The following is a 15,940-nucleotide window of genomic DNA, read 5'->3' as shown; positions in this document are numbered from 1 at the left end:
ATGCCTGGCCGTGACTGAAACCGTTGCCGTGACGTTCGACGTCGACGCGCTGCGACGCAGGTACGCCGAAGAGCGTGCGCGGCGATTGCGCCCGGATGGCATCGCGCAGTACGTGGAGATGGCGGGCGCGTTCGCCCGCTTCGCCGAAGACCCTTGGGCCGACGGGAAATTCGATCGCGAACCGCTGACCGACGAGGTGGACGTCGCGGTCATCGGCGCCGGCTTCGGCGGTTTGTTGACGGGGGTGCGGCTGCGCCAGCTCGGTGTGGAAAGCGTGCGGCTGATCGACCGGGCGGCCGACGTGGGCGGCACCTGGTACTGGAACCGGTATCCCGGAATCGCCTGCGACGTCGAGTCGTACGTGTACATGCCGCTGCTGGAGGAGCTCGGCTACGTTCCCACCGAGAAATACGCCAAGGGACCGGAGATCTTCGCGCACTGCCAGCGCATCGCGCGGCACTACGACCTGTACCGCGACGCTTGCCTGCAGACCGACGTGCGTGAGATCCGCTGGGACGGCGATGAATCACGGTGGATCATCCGCACCGACCGGGGCGATGAGATGCGGGCCCGGTTCGTGTCCATGGCCAACGGCTATCAGGCCAAACCCAAGCTGCCCGGCATCGAAGGCCTCGGGGCTTTTCGCGGCCACGCGTTTCATACCAGCCGGTGGGACTACGCCTACACCGGAGACAACCTCGAGCGGCTCGCCGGCAAGCGCGTGGGCATCATCGGCACCGGCGCCACGGCGATCCAGTGCGTCCCGCATCTCGCCCGGGCTGCGCAGCGGCTCTACGTCTTCCAGCGCACGCCGTCATCGGTGGACGTGCGGGCCAACCGCGCCACGGATTCCCAGTGGGCCAGCACATTACGGCCGGGATGGCAGCGCGAACGCATCGAGAACTTCCAGATCCTGACGGCCGGCGGCCAGGCCGATGCGGACCTGGTCGCCGACGCCTGGACGAGCATTACGCGCAAGCTGCCGGTGATGCGCCATGACGGGGACGGGGCCGTCGACCCGGCGCAGCGCGGCCGCGACATCGAGATCGCGGACTTCGCCAAGATGGAGGAGATCCGGGCGCGGGTCGACGACATCGTCAGCGATCCGGCCACCGCGGAGGCGCTAAAACCGTGGTACGGGTATTTCTGCAAACGGCCCTGCTTCCACGACGAGTATCTGCAGACCTTCAACCGCGACAACGTCACGCTGGTCGACACCCGCGGCCGCGGCGTGCAGCGCATCACCGAGTCCGGTGTGGTCGTCGACGGTGTGCCCTACGAGCTCGACTGCATGATCTTCGCAACGGGTTTCGAGGTGGGCACCGACTACTGCCGGCGCACCGGTTTCGAGCTGATTGGCCGAGACGGAGTGTCGCTCACCGAGCACTGGCGCGACGGGGTGCGCACCTTTCAAGGCCTGTGTACGACGAACTTCCCGAATTGCTTCATCGAAAGCATCGCGCAGGCGGGCCTGACGGTGAACTTTCCCTACCTGCTGGACGTGCAGGCGACCCACGCGGCGTGGATCATCGCCTGGGCGCTCGAGCGCGGCGTCGCCGAAGTCGAGGCGGCGCCCGCCGCCGAATCCGCCTGGATCGACACCGTTGTCACCCGGTCGGCCGCGAGCGCCGAGCGCGCCCAGACCTGCACCCCGGGCTACTACAACCGGGAGGGCAAGGCGGACAACAAGACTCGGCAGGGCAGCTTCTTCTTCGGCGCACCCACGGAGTACGCCGATATGCTGCGCGCGTGGCGGGCCGGCGGTGGCCTGGACGGCTACCTGATACGCGGCGGCGAGGCCGGGCCGTGACCAGTCGGCAGGCCCGCTGGCGCTACGGCGTCGGCAGGCTGCGGGCGGCGACCCGGCGCCGGCGCCCACCGAAGGTGGCCATCATCGGTGCGGGCTTCGGCGGCCTCGGCGCGGCGGTGGCGCTCCGCCGGGCCGGCATCGACGATTTGGTCGTCATCGAGGGCGACGACGGCGTCGGGGGCACCTGGCGGCGCAACACCTATCCCGGCGCCGCATGCGACGTGCAAAGCCACCTGTATTCGTTCTCGTTCGCCCCGAACAGATCCTGGAGCCGGACCTACGCACGGCAACCCGAGATCCTTGGCTACCTCGAATCCGTGGCCGACGACTTCGACCTGCGGCGCCACCTGATCTTGCGCACTTACGTGCGGCAGGCGAGATGGGACGAGCGCGCCCGGCAGTGGGAATTGCAGCTGCACCGACCGAATAGCGACACCGTCACCACGTTGCGTGCCGATGTGGTGGTCAGCGCTGTCGGCCTGTTCGGCGCTCCCAGACTGCCCAACATCGAGGGCCTGACCGGCTACCGCGGCCACTTGATGCACACATCGGCGTGGGATCCGGGCGTGGATCTGTCCGGCCGGAAAGTCGCGGTGATCGGTACCGGCGCCAGCGCAGTGCAGGCGGTGCCCGAACTCGCTCGAATCGCCTCGGGTGTCACCGTTTTTCAGCGAACGCCGCCCTGGATGGTGCCCAAGGACGACCGTCCGTTCAGTGATCGGGAGCTGGCGAGGTTTCGCCGACAGCCGTGGGCGGCTCGCAGGGAACGGTGGCGAATCTGGAAGCAGTTCCACGACTTCGCCGGAAACGCCGTCGAAGACCCACAGGTGGCAAATCGATCACGGGTCGCGACATCGTTCTTGGAGCGCACCGTTTCCGACGAGCGGCTGCGCCGCCTGCTGACACCCGACTATCCCTTCCGCTGCAAGCGGGTGCTACTCGGCGACGACTACTATCTGGCGCTACAGAAGGAGCACGTCGACCTGGTGACCGAACCGATCGCGCGAGTTACCGAGACGTCGATCGAGACCGTCAGCGGCAACTTGGTGGACGCCGACGCGATCGTGTGCGCCACCGGATTCCAGACCAGCCGCTACCTCGCCGGCATCGAGGTGATCGGACAAGGCGGCCAAAGCCTGCACGAGCGCTGGGGTGACGACCCGAGCGCCTACCTGGGCGTCGCGGTCAGCGGGTTCCCGAATTTCTTCATGCTCTACGGCCCCAACACCAACCAGGGCGGCAACTCGATCGTCTACATCCTGGAGGCCGCCGCGCGCCTGGTCGCCAGCGCGGTCAGCCGGGTGGCGCGCAAGGGCGGCTATATCGACGTCCGCCCGGACGCCGAAAAGCGCTACAACGACCAGCTTTCCGCGGACCTGGAGCGCACCATCTGGACGCGGTGCGACAGCTACTTCCGTTCGCCCACCGGCCGCATCGTCACCCAGTGGCCCTACACCGAGCTGGAGTACGCCCGCCGGACCTGGCGGCTCCGGCCGCGGGACTGGCTACTGGCCCAAGCCGAAGTCGATGACCCCGCGGATCAGGCGGCCGGCGGCCAGGTCGGCATAGGCGTCGTTGATGTCGTCGAGCCGGTAGCGTTTGGTGATCATCTCGTCGAGGAGTAGCCGCCCCGACTCGTACAGCGTGGCCAGCAGCGCGACGTCACTCTTGGGATTGCACGAGCCGAACACCGTGCCGCACAACGTCTTGTTCATCAGGATGAAATCTTGCAGGGCGACGGCGATCGAGGCCGTCGCGGGCGCAGGGAGCCCGGTCAGCACGCACGTGCCGCCCTTGCGGGTGAGCGCCAGCGCCGCCCCGACGTCGGCCTCGCCGATCATGGTGGGGGAGACCACGACCGCATCCGCCATCACGCCGCGGGTCAGGTCGCGCACCAGCTCGAGCGCGTCGGTCGCCGTCGCGGCGACGTGGGTCGCGCCGAAAGTCGTTGCGGAGGTGCGCTTGAAGGCATTCACGTCGACCGCGACGATCCGCGCGGCGCCGCTGATGCGGGCACCCTGAACGGCCGCGGTGCCGATCCCGCCGGTGCCGATCACCACCACCGTGTCCCCGCCCCGCACCGCTGCGCGCCGGGCCGCCGACCCGTACCCGGTGGGTACCGCGCACGCCAGCAGGGCGGCGGGCACCAGCGGAAAGTCCGGGTCGATCTTGACCAGCGAATTCGCCGCCACGACAGTGTGTTCGGCGAACGCACCGATTTTGGACACGTGGCCGAGGTCGCGCCCGTCGACGGTGTGATGGCGAAAGGTGCCGTCCGTCGGCATGCCCGGCGCCAGGGTGCCCGACCCCGTGTCGCAGAGGTACTCCATCCCCGAGGCGCACCAGCGGCACTGGCCGCAGACCGCGACGAAGGACGTCACGACGTGATCGCCCGGCGCGAACCCGGCGACGCCCGCCCCGACATCGATGACCACACCGGAGCCCTCATGCCCGCCGATCGTCGGCGACATGGCGGGTAACCCCAAGGCGCGCAACGTTTCTGGTGGCGCGGCCAGCCTCCCCTGCCGGATGTGTTCGTCGGAGTGGCAGAGCCCGCAGGCGGCCAGCCGCACCAGCACCTCGCCCGCCTTCGGCGGGTCCAGCTCGAACTCCTCGACGGTCCACGAAGTGCCGTACTCGTAGAGGATGGCCGCACGGCTTCGCATCGTCGTGGCGCCTTTCTGCCGGGGCCATTCGATGGCACGGATGTCCGAGCGGCGGGCTCAACCGGCGGCGGCGGCCACCCTCGCGCGCTCGGTCATCGAGGCGATCACTCCGCCGTCGTTGAGGATGTCGGTGCCGGTCAGGTAGCCGGCCTTGTCACTGGCGCAGAAGGCGAGCAGCTCGGCCATCTCCTCGGGCTTGCCCCATCGCGGGACCGCGGCGTTGGTGACCATCGCGCCGGCGCCCGCCTGCTCCTCGAGCCGGCCCATCTCGGTGTCGACCGACCCCGGCGAGACCGAGAGGATGCGCAATCCGCGCGCGTTGAATCTCTCCGCCTGCGACTGGCTGTACCACTTCACGAAGCTCTTGCTGACGGCGTAGGCGATGCCGGACCTCGCCTCCTCGGGCACGATGTTGCAGGTCGTCAGCATGGCCTCCATGAAGGCGTCGGCGTCCTGCAGCGCCAGCGGAAATTGGTCCACCGGAACCATTTCCGCCGGCAACAGGTGGGCCGCCATCGACGCCACGTTGACGATCACGGAGCCGTCGCCGGCCGCCGCGTAGAACGCCTCGTTGACGTTGAGCGTGCCGAGGGCATTCGTCCGCATCACGTAGTCGGCAGGGCCCATGCTCGGGCTCACTCCCGCGGTGTGGATGACCGAGGCGAGCGTCCCGAGGTTGCCCGCGGTGCCGAACAGGTCGGCGACCGCCCGCCGGTCGGTGACGTCGCAGTTGACGGCCGTGACCGTCACCCCGAGCCCTTCCAGGGTTGCGGCCGCCCCCGTGAGCCGGTCCTGTCGGACATCGCAAAGGACCAGGGTGTGGTCGCGGCCGACGATCTTGGCGGTGGCCTGCCCCATGCCGCCCGCGCCACCCGTGATCACCGACACTCGATTCATACCTGGGACCGTATACGCACCGGTATCGGGACCTGAGCCGGGCTACTCCATCGCCTCGGCCCAGGCGATGTGCCCTTCGAAGCCCAGTGAATTCGCCATCGCGCGGTAGCGGTCACGATAGTCCCGATAAGCGACATCGTCGCCGAGCGCTCGTGCCTCCGCCGCGCGCATCGGCAGCAGCCACAGGTCGTGCAGGACGAATCCGGTGTCGATCGGCACGGCCGCCAGCCGGCCGATGGCCGCTTGCGCTTCGCAAAGATCCGAGGGTCCGCCCCTGTGTAGTAGGGCTTGTACTAGTGCAGCGGTGGTCGCCCCGAGAATGGCCATGTCGGATCTGTCGTATTGCTCCTCGATCGTCGTGCGCAGCAGTTCGATCGCACCGTCGGGATCACCGGCGCGCAACCTCTCGTTCCCGACGAAGAGGTTGACGAACGTGGCCGCTCCAAGCGTGAAGCGCTCTTGCAGGGCGGCTTCGCGCGCGGCGGCAAGCAGGGTGAAGGCGTCTTCGCGCGGGGTGCCGTCGTAGCTCAACAGGGCGACGCCGTGCACGTACTGGGCGCAGGCCAGCGTGAGGTCGTCGCCGGAGCGCTGCGCGATCTCAAGTATTTCGGAGGTCTCATGTACGGCCGCCGCGTCCGGCAACCAGATCCCGTTAGGCACGAGGTTGTATTTGAACAGCAGCATGATCGCGCGCAAGGATGGTTCGAACGCACGGACCATCCTCGTTCCCTCGTCGACATCGGTCTTCCAGCCTGGATCCCCAAGGAAGCATCGCGCACATCCCCGGAGCACGATCGCGCCCGTCAAGGGGGAGCCGATGATCAGGTTGCCCTTGGTGGCGTCACCGTCGGCCATGTCGATGGTCCGTTGCGCGATGCGCAAGGCCTCGGTCATCTCGCCCCGCGAAATTTTTGTGGGCAGCGCGGCGTAGAGGAGCCCGAGGATCAACGTCGGGTCGCCGATTGAGTCGAGGAGGCTCTCCAGTTCCGAGGCCACCTCTGAGGCCTCGTCGAACCGGGCGTGCACGATCAGCGCCGGGAGCCAACCGGCCATCGCCATCGCCAGCGACACCTTGTCGCCGGCGGCGGTGGCAAGGTCACGTAGTTCGTCGAAGCCGGTATCGGCCATGGTCCCGCCGGCCAGCCAGGAGCTGGCGCACAGCAGCGTGCGCGGGCTGATTCGCATAGCGGCGCGGTCGGGGTCGCTGTCAGGCATTCGGTCCGCGACGTCTCGTGCGTGCCGCCAACTCGCCCGTGCGGCAGCGATATTGCGGTGAGTCAGCCACGTCCCCGCCCGCATGTACCAGTCGAAGGCGGCATGCAGATCACCCGCCGCCTTCAGATGTTCGGCGATCAGCGCGGCGTTTTCGTCGGCCGATGCCGGCTCGCGCTGCTCGATCAGGGCGGCCAGCCGCCGGTGCAGCTCGTCGCGGTCCGCCTTCAATTGCGATTCGTAGGCCACGAAGCGGATCAGTGGATGTCGAAACGCGAATTCGACCTTCGGGGTGAAGGCGACTTGATCGATCAGCTCGCCCTTGACCAGTTCATCGAGGACCGGTTCGACGCCCAGCGCGCTGACGAGGTCCGGACTGAACCGCGTTCCGATGACCGCGGCCGCGCAGAGCGTGCGTTTGGCCGGGAGGCTCAGGCGGTCGATGCGGGCGGCGATGACGGCGTGCAATGTCGGCGGGGCCGTAATGTCGGCGATCTCGCCATGGAGCAGGTAGGAACCCCGCTCGCCTTGAATCGAGCCCCGCTCGGCGAGGTCGCGCACGATCTCCTCGGCGAAGAACGGGTTGCCGCCCGCACGTTCGGAGATGACTTCTGCGAGCCCGTGCACCGAGGCGTCGGTGCCGATCAGTTCGCCGATCAGCGCCACTGTTTGGGTGTTGTTCAGCGGACGCAACGCGATCGTCTGTGCGCCCGGAATGGCGGCCAGCGCGCCTTGGTACTCGGGCCGATAGGTGATCAGCATCATCGAGCGGGTTTGCCGGATCACCGTCAGAAAGTCGGCGAGCATCGACTCGCTGACCTCGTCGATCCAATGGGCGTCCTCGATCACATACAGCGCCGAGCCGCGGCGATTCACCCATGCGGCAGTCACGAGCGCGGTCAGACGCCGCCGCCGGGCATCGCCCTCGATGTTGGGCGCCTCGACGGTGGGATCCGCAATGCCGAGCAGGTCGTCGACCAGCCAGAGATCCTCACTGTCGGCGTTCGGGAACCGGGCTTCCAGCTGTGCCCGTGCGGCCGCGTCGTCCAGCCCGTCGACCCCGAGGGCGGCGCGCAATAAACCCGTCACCGCGTGGAACGGGATATCGCTGGTATGGGATTCGCAGTAAGCGGTGATGACGTCCATGCCGCGGTTTCTCGCCAATGCCGCCGATTCGCGAACGGTACGGCTCTTGCCGATGCCCGGCGGTCCAACCACATCGATGACGCATCCGGCGCCGCCGACTGCCTCATCGAGGATGCCGGCGATGGTGTTGAGTTCCCATGTGCGCCCGACCAAATGCGGGTCTTTGCGCTGGCTGTGATGGCTTGTGGCAGCGATCAAGCGGCGAGCCGTGACCGGGTCCTTCGCGCCTTTGACGTGCACCATCTCCGGATCTGAGAGGTCGGCAGCATCGTCGACCAGCCGCGCGGTCGACTCGCTGAGCATCACCCCGCCCGGTGGCGCTACCGACTCCATGCGCTGGGCCATGCCCACCTGCTCACCGATGGCGGTGTAACCCAAAGCGCCGGAGCCGATTTCGCCGGCGATCACCTGGCCCGAATTCAGGCCCACTCGCAGCCGCAGGTCGATCTTGTCTCGGCGCGCGACCTCACCCGCCACGCGTCCAGCCTCGTCCTGGATCCCGAGGGCCGCCAGGCAGGCGCGAAAAGCGTGATCTTCCAACGCGATCGGCGCACCAAACACGGCCATGATCCCGTCGCCGGTGAATTTGTCCACCCTGCCGCCGAATCGTTGCACCACCGCCGCCGCCCGCTCGACGAGCTCGCCCATGATCTCGCGGAGCCGTTCTGCGCCGACCGCAGCGGCGATATCCATCGACCGCACGACGTCCGCGAACAGCACGGTCACCTGTTTGTACTCCGCCGACGTCGCAACCGGCGCCATCGGCGACCCGCACTCGTCACAGAACTTTGCGGTGGCACGCAATTCCTCGCCGCATGACGGGCACGCCACGGTCGACGTCGTCACGTGAGCACCACCCATCCAGGTCGTACCACCCCAGTTGCTAACAATAGGTGGCTTGCCGGGAGGAAGCGCGGGTATTGATGCTTTGCTGGGCGCGCGTCCGTCGGGGGTTAGGGGTCTGGCACCGGATGGTGGGGGTGACCGCTGTGCCGGATGGCCTTCCCGTAGAACGGCGCCCGGAGGGTGGCCGGCAGGTCGCGGCGGTACCGGATCAGCGCGACGATGGCGACCGCGGTGTAGACGGCGCAGAGCAGCAGCCGGCCATGCGTCGTGGCTATCGGGAATTGCACCACGAACAGGCCGAGCAGGGTGACCGCGGCGGCGCGGTGGAATCGCAGCGCCAACAGCAGCGCCACCCCCATCATGGTTTGGGTGGCCGTGAGCAACACCTCTTCCACCTGACGCGGGTCAAGCTGCAACGAGAATCCGCCGCCGCCCAGCAGGTGGGCGATCGGCAGCGACCCGATCAGCAGCGTCCACTGGTTGACCTTGGAGGAAATCAGGGTGGCGATGGCCGCCGTGCCCTTGCCCCGCGCGGCGAAGATGATCGCGACGATGAACTCCGGGGCCTCCGAGGCGAGCGGGGCGAGCCACTGGACTAGCAGGAACTTGTCGATGCCCAGTTCGGTGCCCGCGGCGACCAAGTTGTCGGCGAACGGTTTGGCGCACAGCAGAATCACCGCACCGGACGCTAGAAAGAGGCTGACAACGACGATGCGCCGGCTGCGATCGGGTAGCTCGCCCAGGGCGGCGGCGGTCCCGATCAGGTCGGGCTCCTCCACGTCCCCGTGGCTGACCTTGTAGAGGTAGAAGCCGAACCATGCCAGCAGCGCCAACCCCAGCCCGAAGTGAATTTCGCCGCTCGCCGGTATCGCGAACGCGATGATGCCGGCGATCAACAGGAATCCGAGTTCGACGCGGTTGGTCGGTTGCAGCGCCAGGCCGGTGGCATTGCCGGAGCCGGCCTTGCGCGCCACCAGGATGCTGACCAACACCACGACGGGCCAGCCGAGACCCATCAGCAGCCGGTTGGAACCCGTCATGTTGGCGGCGGCGTATTGCGTGTAGTCCGGGTTGTGGCCGGACACGTACGCGTAATACAGGTCGACGGCGTACTCGGGCAGCACCGCGATGAGCGCCAGCACCGCCGTTGCCAGCCCACCGGAGACATCGATCTGCGCGGCTTCGGCCGCCCAGGCCAGCAGGAAGCTGGCCGACACCACCGCAGCACCGAAGATCAGCAGGGCGACGACCGGGTCGGTGTGCAGGCCGAGGACGCGTATCACCATCGCAGGGGCGACGAAGGCGGCGGTGATCAGTGCAGAACGCGCCAGGGTGCGACGCCGCGAGCGTTCTGCCGTCGAAACCGCGGCCGCGGGCCTGTCTGTGGCGAGCATCGTCATCCTTCGATGGGGAGGGGTGGCGAGTGTGGCGGCTAGGCCGGCCGGGTTAGCCGTGCCTAACGAGTACCCAAGTTACGCGTGAAGCTCGTCGCCAGCAACGTACTCTGCAGGCGGAGCGGCCTTCCGCGAAACGCTATCTTTGCTGGCCAGCAGGCCGCTGCAGAAAAGTTAGGCTGACCTGATTTCGAAGTTTGGCAAACCTTCCGGTCCGCAAAACCGCCCCTGTGCAGTACGACGCGCCGCTAGGGCAGGAGGTTCCTGCTAGTTGTCCGGGCCCATGGCCGCGGCCGCGGCTTGGGCGAACAGTTCGACGGCTTGGTTGCGGGTTAGCGACGCCAGCATTCGTTCGGCGGCGCGCATCATGTCGCCGACCATCAGGGTCGGCCCGTTTCCGAGATTGTTGAATGCCTCCGCGATGACGTCGGCCACGGCGGCCGCGCCTGGCGGCGCCTCGTCGAGCGAACCGATCTGGCCGCGGCTGTGCTCGAGTTGCCGCAACGCGGGCGTGTCGGTCTTGCCCAGGATGAGGCCGAGGACGTCGACGCCCTTGTCGTGCAGCTCTGCCCAGAGGGCCTCGGCGAACACCATGTCGAACGCCTTCGAGGCACCGTAGGCGACCATGTTGGCCCCGCCGGCCAGGCCGGCGCCGGACCCGAAGAGCACGATCCCGCCGCGGCCCCGCTCGACCATGGGGCCCGCGAAGTGGTGGCACAGCTGCATCGGCACCATGCAGTTGCGCTGCACCATCGCCTCGGCGGCTTCGACCGGATTGGCGAGGAACGGCTCGAAGTTCGGGTCGGCACCCGCGCAGTACACCAGGAGGCCGACTTCCAGGTCATCGGTCGCCGCGGCGATCGCCGCCGCCGCGCCCGGTTCGACGAGATCGATGGCGAGGGTCCGCGTGGACGCTGCCGTTTCCCGCTCGATCTGGGCCGCGACTTCGTCGAGGACGGCCTGTCGGCGGGCGATCAGCACCACGCTGATGCCACGGTCGGCGAGCCCGCGGGCGAACGCCGCGCCCACCCCGTCTGAGGCGCCGGCCACCAGCGCCCACGGCCCGTACTTGGTTGCGAACGTCATCTAGGGGCTCCCGAATGTCGTGATCCGCACTTGGGTGAACCGGCGCCGCGCAAGGCGCCAGCCATCGCGGGCCCGGACGATCTCGTCGTCGTAGAAGCCCCATGCGTTGACGCCGGACTGGTTGTCGCCGAACATGATTACCGCGTCGACATAGGTGCGTGCCGTGGCGTTATCACCATCGACCGTGATGACCTGATTGGTCAGGCGGTGCAGGGTCTGGCCCGCTAGCGCGTGTGTCTTGTCCATGAATTCAGTTACGGCGTCGATGCCGGTCCACGACCCGATCTCGCCGTAGTCGAGCTCGCAATCCGCGGTGAACACACTGCGAAACAGCGGCCAGTCGCGCCGGTCTATCCCGGTGGCGTAGCGCACCAGGAGCTCGGAGATGTCCTGACGGTCATCACGTTCGGTCATGGCAGGTCTCCGTTCGGATGGACGACGATCCGCGGCGGACCGGCCGACCGGCGGGCGAGCTCGAGCGCGTCGGGCACTTCGTCGAGGCCGATGACCTTGCCCACGCTGGGGAGCGGGTCCAGCCTTCGCGCCGCGATGGCGTCGAGCGTGCCATACCAGTCCTGCGGGTGTGGACCGCCGCCGAATTGGATGGTGACGCCTTGGCGAGTGGCGGTGGTGATGTCGAGCGTGTCACCGGTGTACCAACCGCCCGCGCAGTAGAGGCGGGTTCCCATCTCGGCGGACTCGACGATCTTCTGAATCAGCCCGCTCGCGCCGACGCACTCGAAAACGACTGCCGGACCGGGCAATCCGTGCTGGGCGCGCACCTCGCTGAACGCGTCGAACGGCGACTTCTCGCCCGCGTCCACCGCGACGTGGGCGCCGAAACGCTCACGGGCCAGCTCACGGCGGTCAACCTTGTAGTCCGCCACGAGAATCGGCTCGATCCCGCGGCTGGACAGTGCGGCTACGGCCGACAGGCCGATCGCACCCGCGCCGATCACGATGGCGACCTCACCCGGTTGCATCCGCGCCGACCGAACGTAGAACTCGCCGACGGCGAACGCGTCGGTCAGTGCGACGGCGTCACTGGAGACGTCACCGGGGACAGGCTTGGTCGCCACCTCCGAAACCACCAGCAGCTCAGCGAAACTGCCCTGCGCTTCCGGATGCTGGCCGATGATCCGCATGCCGCCGGCGCCACCGTCGACGAGCCGCACCGGCATGGCCGTCACGCGCGTAGCCACCGCGAACTGATCCGTGCAGCCGGGTCCGTGGCCGACGACCTCGCCGACGAACTCGTGTCCGAGCACGATGTCGCGGTCGGTGTCGTACAGCGAGCGACCGGTCGGATCGTCGACGGCGAGCTCCGGATGGTCCATGAAATGCACGTCGGACGCGCAGATGGCAGTGCTCAGCGTGCGCAGCAACAGCTCACCGGGTCCGGGTTCGGGGTCCGTCGTCTCGCGGACCTGGAGCCGGCCGCCCCTCAGCACCACAGCGCGCAATGCGTTACTTTCTCGAATAACCGATATATGATCTCGAAAATATCCGTCTCACTCTAAATCGTGTGGCAGAGGAGTCAAGCCATTCGCGGATCGACATCTGCGCCGACCGCCCGGGTGCTCGACGTTGTCGAGCTCCTGGCCCGGTCCGGGAATGCGCGGCTGCGATTCTCCGACATCGTGCGCGAACTAGGGCTCACCCAGGCGACCGCCCACGCGATTCTCAAGACGCTGTGCGACCGGGGATGGGCCAGCCGCGATCCGGTCGCCAAGACGTTCACCCTGGGCCCGGCGTTGGCCGTGGTGGCGGCGCGGACGGACACCGCCCGGCCGCTCGCGCACGCGGCCCGTGCCGCGGCAGTGCGGTTGTCCCGCGATGTCGGCTACGCCTGCTCCGTGGTCGAGCGTTTCGGAGATTCGTTGGTGGTCACCGCTTTTGAGGGCGAGCCCGCCACCCAGCCGTCCGGAATACCGGGCGATCGGATCCCGTATGCCCCGCCCTTCGGAGTCGCGCTCGCCGCGTGGGACGACGGGGAGCAACAACGCGTGTGGATCCGCCGCGGTGCGGGCAACAATCCCGATCGCATCCGGCGGCTCGAACAGGTGCTTGCGCACACGCGCGAGCGCGGCTTCGACGTCGACTGGACGACGCCCGCACTGGCCCAGGCGGTGCAGGTCGTCGGCACGCTCGACAGCGACGAGATGCCCACGCCGGTGCGGCACATCCTGGATCAGTTACTCGTCGAGTTCACCACCATCGGCTTCCTCTCCGACGACAACCCGGGGCGGCGCAAGCAACCCGTGGTGACCATCGCCGCACCGGTTTTCGAGGAAGGACACGTCGCGCTGATGGTGGCCGTCCATCCGCTGTGCCCGCTCTCGGCGCGGCAGATCCGGGTCATCGGCAAACGCCTGACCGACGAAACGACGGCGATCAGCCTGCCCCCGTCGCGACCGACCGCGGTCGACCGCGCCGTCTAGGCTCGGCGTATGGAACTGCGGCAGTTGCGCTACTTCGTGGCCGTCGCAGAGGAGTTGCACTTCGGTCGCGCCGCGCAACGCGTGCACATCTCCGGACCGGCCCTGTCGCAACAGATCATCTCGCTTGAGCGGGAACTGGGCGCCGACCTGTTCGTGCGGGACCGGCGGAGTGTTCGGCTGACCGAGGCCGGGCGGACCTTCCTTCCGGATGCGCGCCGAATCCTGTCTCTGGCCGACGATGCCAAGCACCGGCTGCGGCAGGCGGCCGCGCGCAGCACGCCGGTGCGCCTGGGTTACGTCAGCTGGCTGCCCGAGGGCATCACCACGATGGTCGGGACCGCGGCGGACGTGCGCCTCGACGAATGGGTGCTGCCCTCGCACACGCAGGCCGACCGCGTGGCCGAGGGCACCCTCGACATCGCGCTGGCATGGGTCACCGCCGGCCAGGCCGAGGAGCGCGGCCTGACGGCGTATCTGCTGCGGACCGAGCCGCTGCATGCGGTCATTCCCGGTATCAGCTCGACGGAACCCGTTGCCGCGCAACGAGTCAGCGTACTCATCGACGCCGACGAGTCGGCGTGGTCGTCGTGGAATCGGTACGCCGAGGAGTTCGCCGGCCACGCCGGCGCCCGTGTCGTCCACATCGATGACGGCGGCATCACCGGCGACGCGTTCTACGCGCACGTGCGCAGGGTCGGCGCGCCGGTGCTCGCTTCACCCAAACGCCACACCGCGGCGCTCCCGCCCAGCCTGGGTCAGCGTCCCGTCGCCGAACCGATACCGCTGTGGACGTGGTCGCTGCTGCACCGCCGCGACGACGACCGCACCAGCGTGCGCGGCGTCGTGGACGCGCTGCTGGCGGTCGCGCGTGCCCGCGATTGGCCGGCCCCTCCCGCCGGCCCGTGGTGGGCGCCGGTCGACGACCCCCACCTGCGGTGAGAAGTCCCACCGAGCACTGGTAGGACAACGGACCTGGACGCCGGGCCGACGCTGCGCTTCAGTGAATGTAAGCAGCCCGGAAGGCGAAAAAGCATGGCAGAGAACTACGTTGTGGATGACCTGGCCGGTTTCGTCGTCGGCGCGGAGCGGGCAGATCTGACCGGACGTCCGCGCGCGCTGATGAAACGCAATGTGCTCGACAGCATCGCCTGCGCCGTCGGTTCCCTGGACGGGGAGCTCGTCGCGACGATTCGCGAACACACCGACCAGTTCAGGGGTGTGCCCACCGCGACGCTGGTGGGCGGCGGACGGGCGTCGGTGGATCAGGCCGCTTTCTTCAACTCGGTGCTGGTGCGCTACCCCGACCTGCTGGACACCTATCTGACGGTCGGAGGGCTGTGTCATCCCGCCGACAACTTCGGCGCCGTCCTGGCCGTCGCCGAGCACACGGGCGCCAGCGGGGCGGACTTCCTGCTGGCGCTGGCGGTCGCCTACGAGGTGCAGTGCCGGTTCAGCGCTCAGGTGCCGGTCATGGCTCGCGGGCTCAATCACGCGTTGCAGCTGTCGATGTCGGTGGCGGCAGGCACGGCGAAGCTGCTCGGCCTCAGCGTCGAGGAGACCGCCAACGCAATCGCGGCCGCCGCGACCGACAACGTGTCGCTGGCGACGGTGCACGCCGAGCCGGTCTCGAACTGGAAGGGCATCTCGCCGGCCATCACCGGCATGCGCGCGGTATATGCGACCATGCTGGCCGCCCGCGGTGTCACCGGACCGAGGTCGCTGTTCGAGGGCCCACACGGCCTGGTTCAACTCTTCGACCAGCCCATCGATCTCACGACCACCGACCGGCGGCTCGCCTGCGTCGACCAGACCTACCTCAAGCAGTACTGCTCCCTCATCCACGGGCAGGTGGTCATCGACGCCGTCTTGGCCCTGCGCGACGAGAACGACCTGCGCGGCGAGGATGTCGCCAGGGTGACGCTCGAGGTGTTTCAGGGCGCGTACGAGTTCGCGGGCGGGGGAGCGTACGGCGCCAAGGACGATCCACGCACCAAGGAGCAGGCAGACTACAACCTCAAATACCTCAGCGCGGTGGCACTCCTCGATGGCGGGGTGGGTCCCGAACAGCTGGAAACCGAGCGGGTTTCGCGCGCCGACGTGCGGGACCTGTTGACGCGTGTCGACGTCAAACCGGCCGCCGACCTGACCGCCGACTATCCTCGACGCACGGCGGCCCGGGTGCACCTGGTGACCCGCGACGGGCGGGAATTCGACCGCGAGCAAGCCGATTACGAGGGATCCCCGACCCGGCCCATGTCCTGGGAACGCGTGGCGAACAAGTTCGGATGGCTGGCCGAGCCGTTCTGTGACGAAGCGCTGCGCGCCGACATCGTCGCGGCCGTCGACCGCCTCGATGAGATCCCCGTCGCCGAACTCACGGGCCTCCTGGGCGCGGCGAGCCCCACCCCCCAACGGCCGCGCACCAAGCCCCGGTTCTAAAGG

12 protein-coding genes are annotated in these 15,940 nt (G+C 68.1%); 5 read left to right on the top strand and 7 right to left on the bottom strand.

What is annotated here, in order from left to right:
- Positions 1-10 precede the first annotated feature (10 nt).
- Together H7J89_RS08745 and H7J89_RS08740 are read left to right on the top strand one after the other, a co-directional pair.
- Entirely contained in the window at positions 11-1,810 is a 1,800-nt protein-coding gene (locus H7J89_RS08745) for a flavin-containing monooxygenase (protein ID WP_264041914.1), read from the top strand.
- Complete coding sequence (locus tag H7J89_RS08740) at positions 1,807-3,435, top strand: flavin-containing monooxygenase (RefSeq protein ID WP_264041912.1); 1,629 nt, start codon at positions 1,807-1,809, stop codon at positions 3,433-3,435. The genes H7J89_RS08745 and H7J89_RS08740 overlap by 4 nt, the downstream gene beginning before the upstream one ends.
- On the opposite strand, the gene H7J89_RS08735 is transcribed toward H7J89_RS08740, so the two are convergent.
- The 7 genes from H7J89_RS08735 to H7J89_RS08705 form a co-directional block, all read right to left on the bottom strand.
- A complete protein-coding gene (locus H7J89_RS08735) occupies positions 3,316-4,476 on the bottom strand; it encodes a Zn-dependent alcohol dehydrogenase (protein ID WP_264041910.1) in 1,161 nt (386 codons plus the stop codon). The genes H7J89_RS08740 and H7J89_RS08735 overlap by 120 nt on opposite strands.
- 57 nt (positions 4,477-4,533) lie before the next feature.
- Positions 4,534-5,373, bottom strand: coding sequence for an SDR family oxidoreductase (locus tag H7J89_RS08730; protein ID WP_264041908.1), 840 nt, complete (start codon positions 5,371-5,373; stop codon positions 4,534-4,536).
- A 42-nt stretch (positions 5,374-5,415) separates the two neighbouring features.
- Positions 5,416-8,577 carry an adenylate/guanylate cyclase domain-containing protein gene (locus H7J89_RS08725; protein ID WP_264041906.1) on the bottom strand — a complete coding sequence of 1,054 codons (3,162 nt, stop codon included), beginning with the start codon at positions 8,575-8,577 and terminating at the stop codon, positions 5,416-5,418.
- 107 nt (positions 8,578-8,684) lie between these two features.
- Entirely contained in the window at positions 8,685-9,977 is a 1,293-nt protein-coding gene (locus tag H7J89_RS08720; protein ID WP_264041904.1) for a calcium:cation antiporter family protein, read from the bottom strand.
- A 261-nt stretch (positions 9,978-10,238) separates the two neighbouring features.
- Entirely contained in the window at positions 10,239-11,057 is an 819-nt protein-coding gene (locus H7J89_RS08715) for an SDR family NAD(P)-dependent oxidoreductase (protein ID WP_264041902.1), read from the bottom strand.
- Positions 11,058-11,471: a nuclear transport factor 2 family protein gene (locus tag H7J89_RS08710; protein ID WP_264041900.1), complete on the bottom strand. Its 414-nt coding sequence runs from the start codon at positions 11,469-11,471 to the stop codon at positions 11,058-11,060.
- A complete protein-coding gene (locus tag H7J89_RS08705; protein ID WP_264043777.1) occupies positions 11,468-12,511 on the bottom strand; it encodes a zinc-binding dehydrogenase in 1,044 nt (347 codons plus the stop codon). Before H7J89_RS08705 ends, H7J89_RS08710 begins: the two co-directional genes overlap by 4 nt.
- Positions 12,512-12,634: 123 nt before the next feature.
- Here H7J89_RS08705 and H7J89_RS08700 point away from each other — a divergent pair, with 123 nt between their 5' ends.
- The 3 genes from H7J89_RS08700 to H7J89_RS08690 all read left to right on the top strand — a co-directional run bounded on the left by H7J89_RS08700 (position 12,635) and on the right by H7J89_RS08690 (position 15,937).
- On the top strand, positions 12,635-13,498 hold the full coding sequence (locus H7J89_RS08700; protein ID WP_264043775.1) for a helix-turn-helix domain-containing protein: 864 nt from the start codon (positions 12,635-12,637) through the stop codon (positions 13,496-13,498).
- A gap of 9 nt (positions 13,499-13,507) precedes the next feature.
- On the top strand, positions 13,508-14,437 hold the full coding sequence (locus H7J89_RS25630) for a LysR family transcriptional regulator (protein WP_276041883.1): 930 nt from the start codon (positions 13,508-13,510) through the stop codon (positions 14,435-14,437).
- A 111-nt stretch (positions 14,438-14,548) separates the two neighbouring features.
- Entirely contained in the window at positions 14,549-15,937 is a 1,389-nt protein-coding gene (locus tag H7J89_RS08690; protein ID WP_308205116.1) for an MmgE/PrpD family protein, read from the top strand.
- The last annotated feature ends 3 nt before the right edge of the window (positions 15,938-15,940 follow it).

It is taken from the genome of Mycobacterium paraffinicum, assembly GCF_025822865.1.
In the GTDB taxonomy this organism is placed as follows: Bacteria; Actinomycetota; Actinomycetes; order Mycobacteriales; family Mycobacteriaceae; genus Mycobacterium; species Mycobacterium paraffinicum.
The sequence above is the reverse complement of the archived record's forward strand: the minus strand, read 5'-3'. Positions and strand labels throughout refer to the sequence as shown.

Excerpts from the sequence above, each read along its gene's own strand:
- H7J89_RS08720 (WP_264041904.1), bottom strand. The coding sequence starts at position 9,977 with ATGACGATGCTCGCCACAGACAGGCCCGCGGCCGCGGTTTCGACGGCA.
- H7J89_RS08735 (WP_264041910.1), bottom strand. The coding sequence starts at position 4,476 with ATGCGAAGCCGTGCGGCCATCCTCTACGAGTACGGCACTTCGTGGACC.
- H7J89_RS08710 (WP_264041900.1), bottom strand. The coding sequence starts at position 11,471 with ATGACCGAACGTGATGACCGTCAGGACATCTCCGAGCTCCTGGTGCGC.
- H7J89_RS25630 (WP_276041883.1), top strand. The coding sequence starts at position 13,508 with ATGGAACTGCGGCAGTTGCGCTACTTCGTGGCCGTCGCAGAGGAGTTG.
- H7J89_RS08715 (WP_264041902.1), bottom strand. The coding sequence starts at position 11,057 with ATGACGTTCGCAACCAAGTACGGGCCGTGGGCGCTGGTGGCCGGCGCC.
- H7J89_RS08730 (WP_264041908.1), bottom strand. The coding sequence starts at position 5,373 with ATGAATCGAGTGTCGGTGATCACGGGTGGCGCGGGCGGCATGGGGCAG.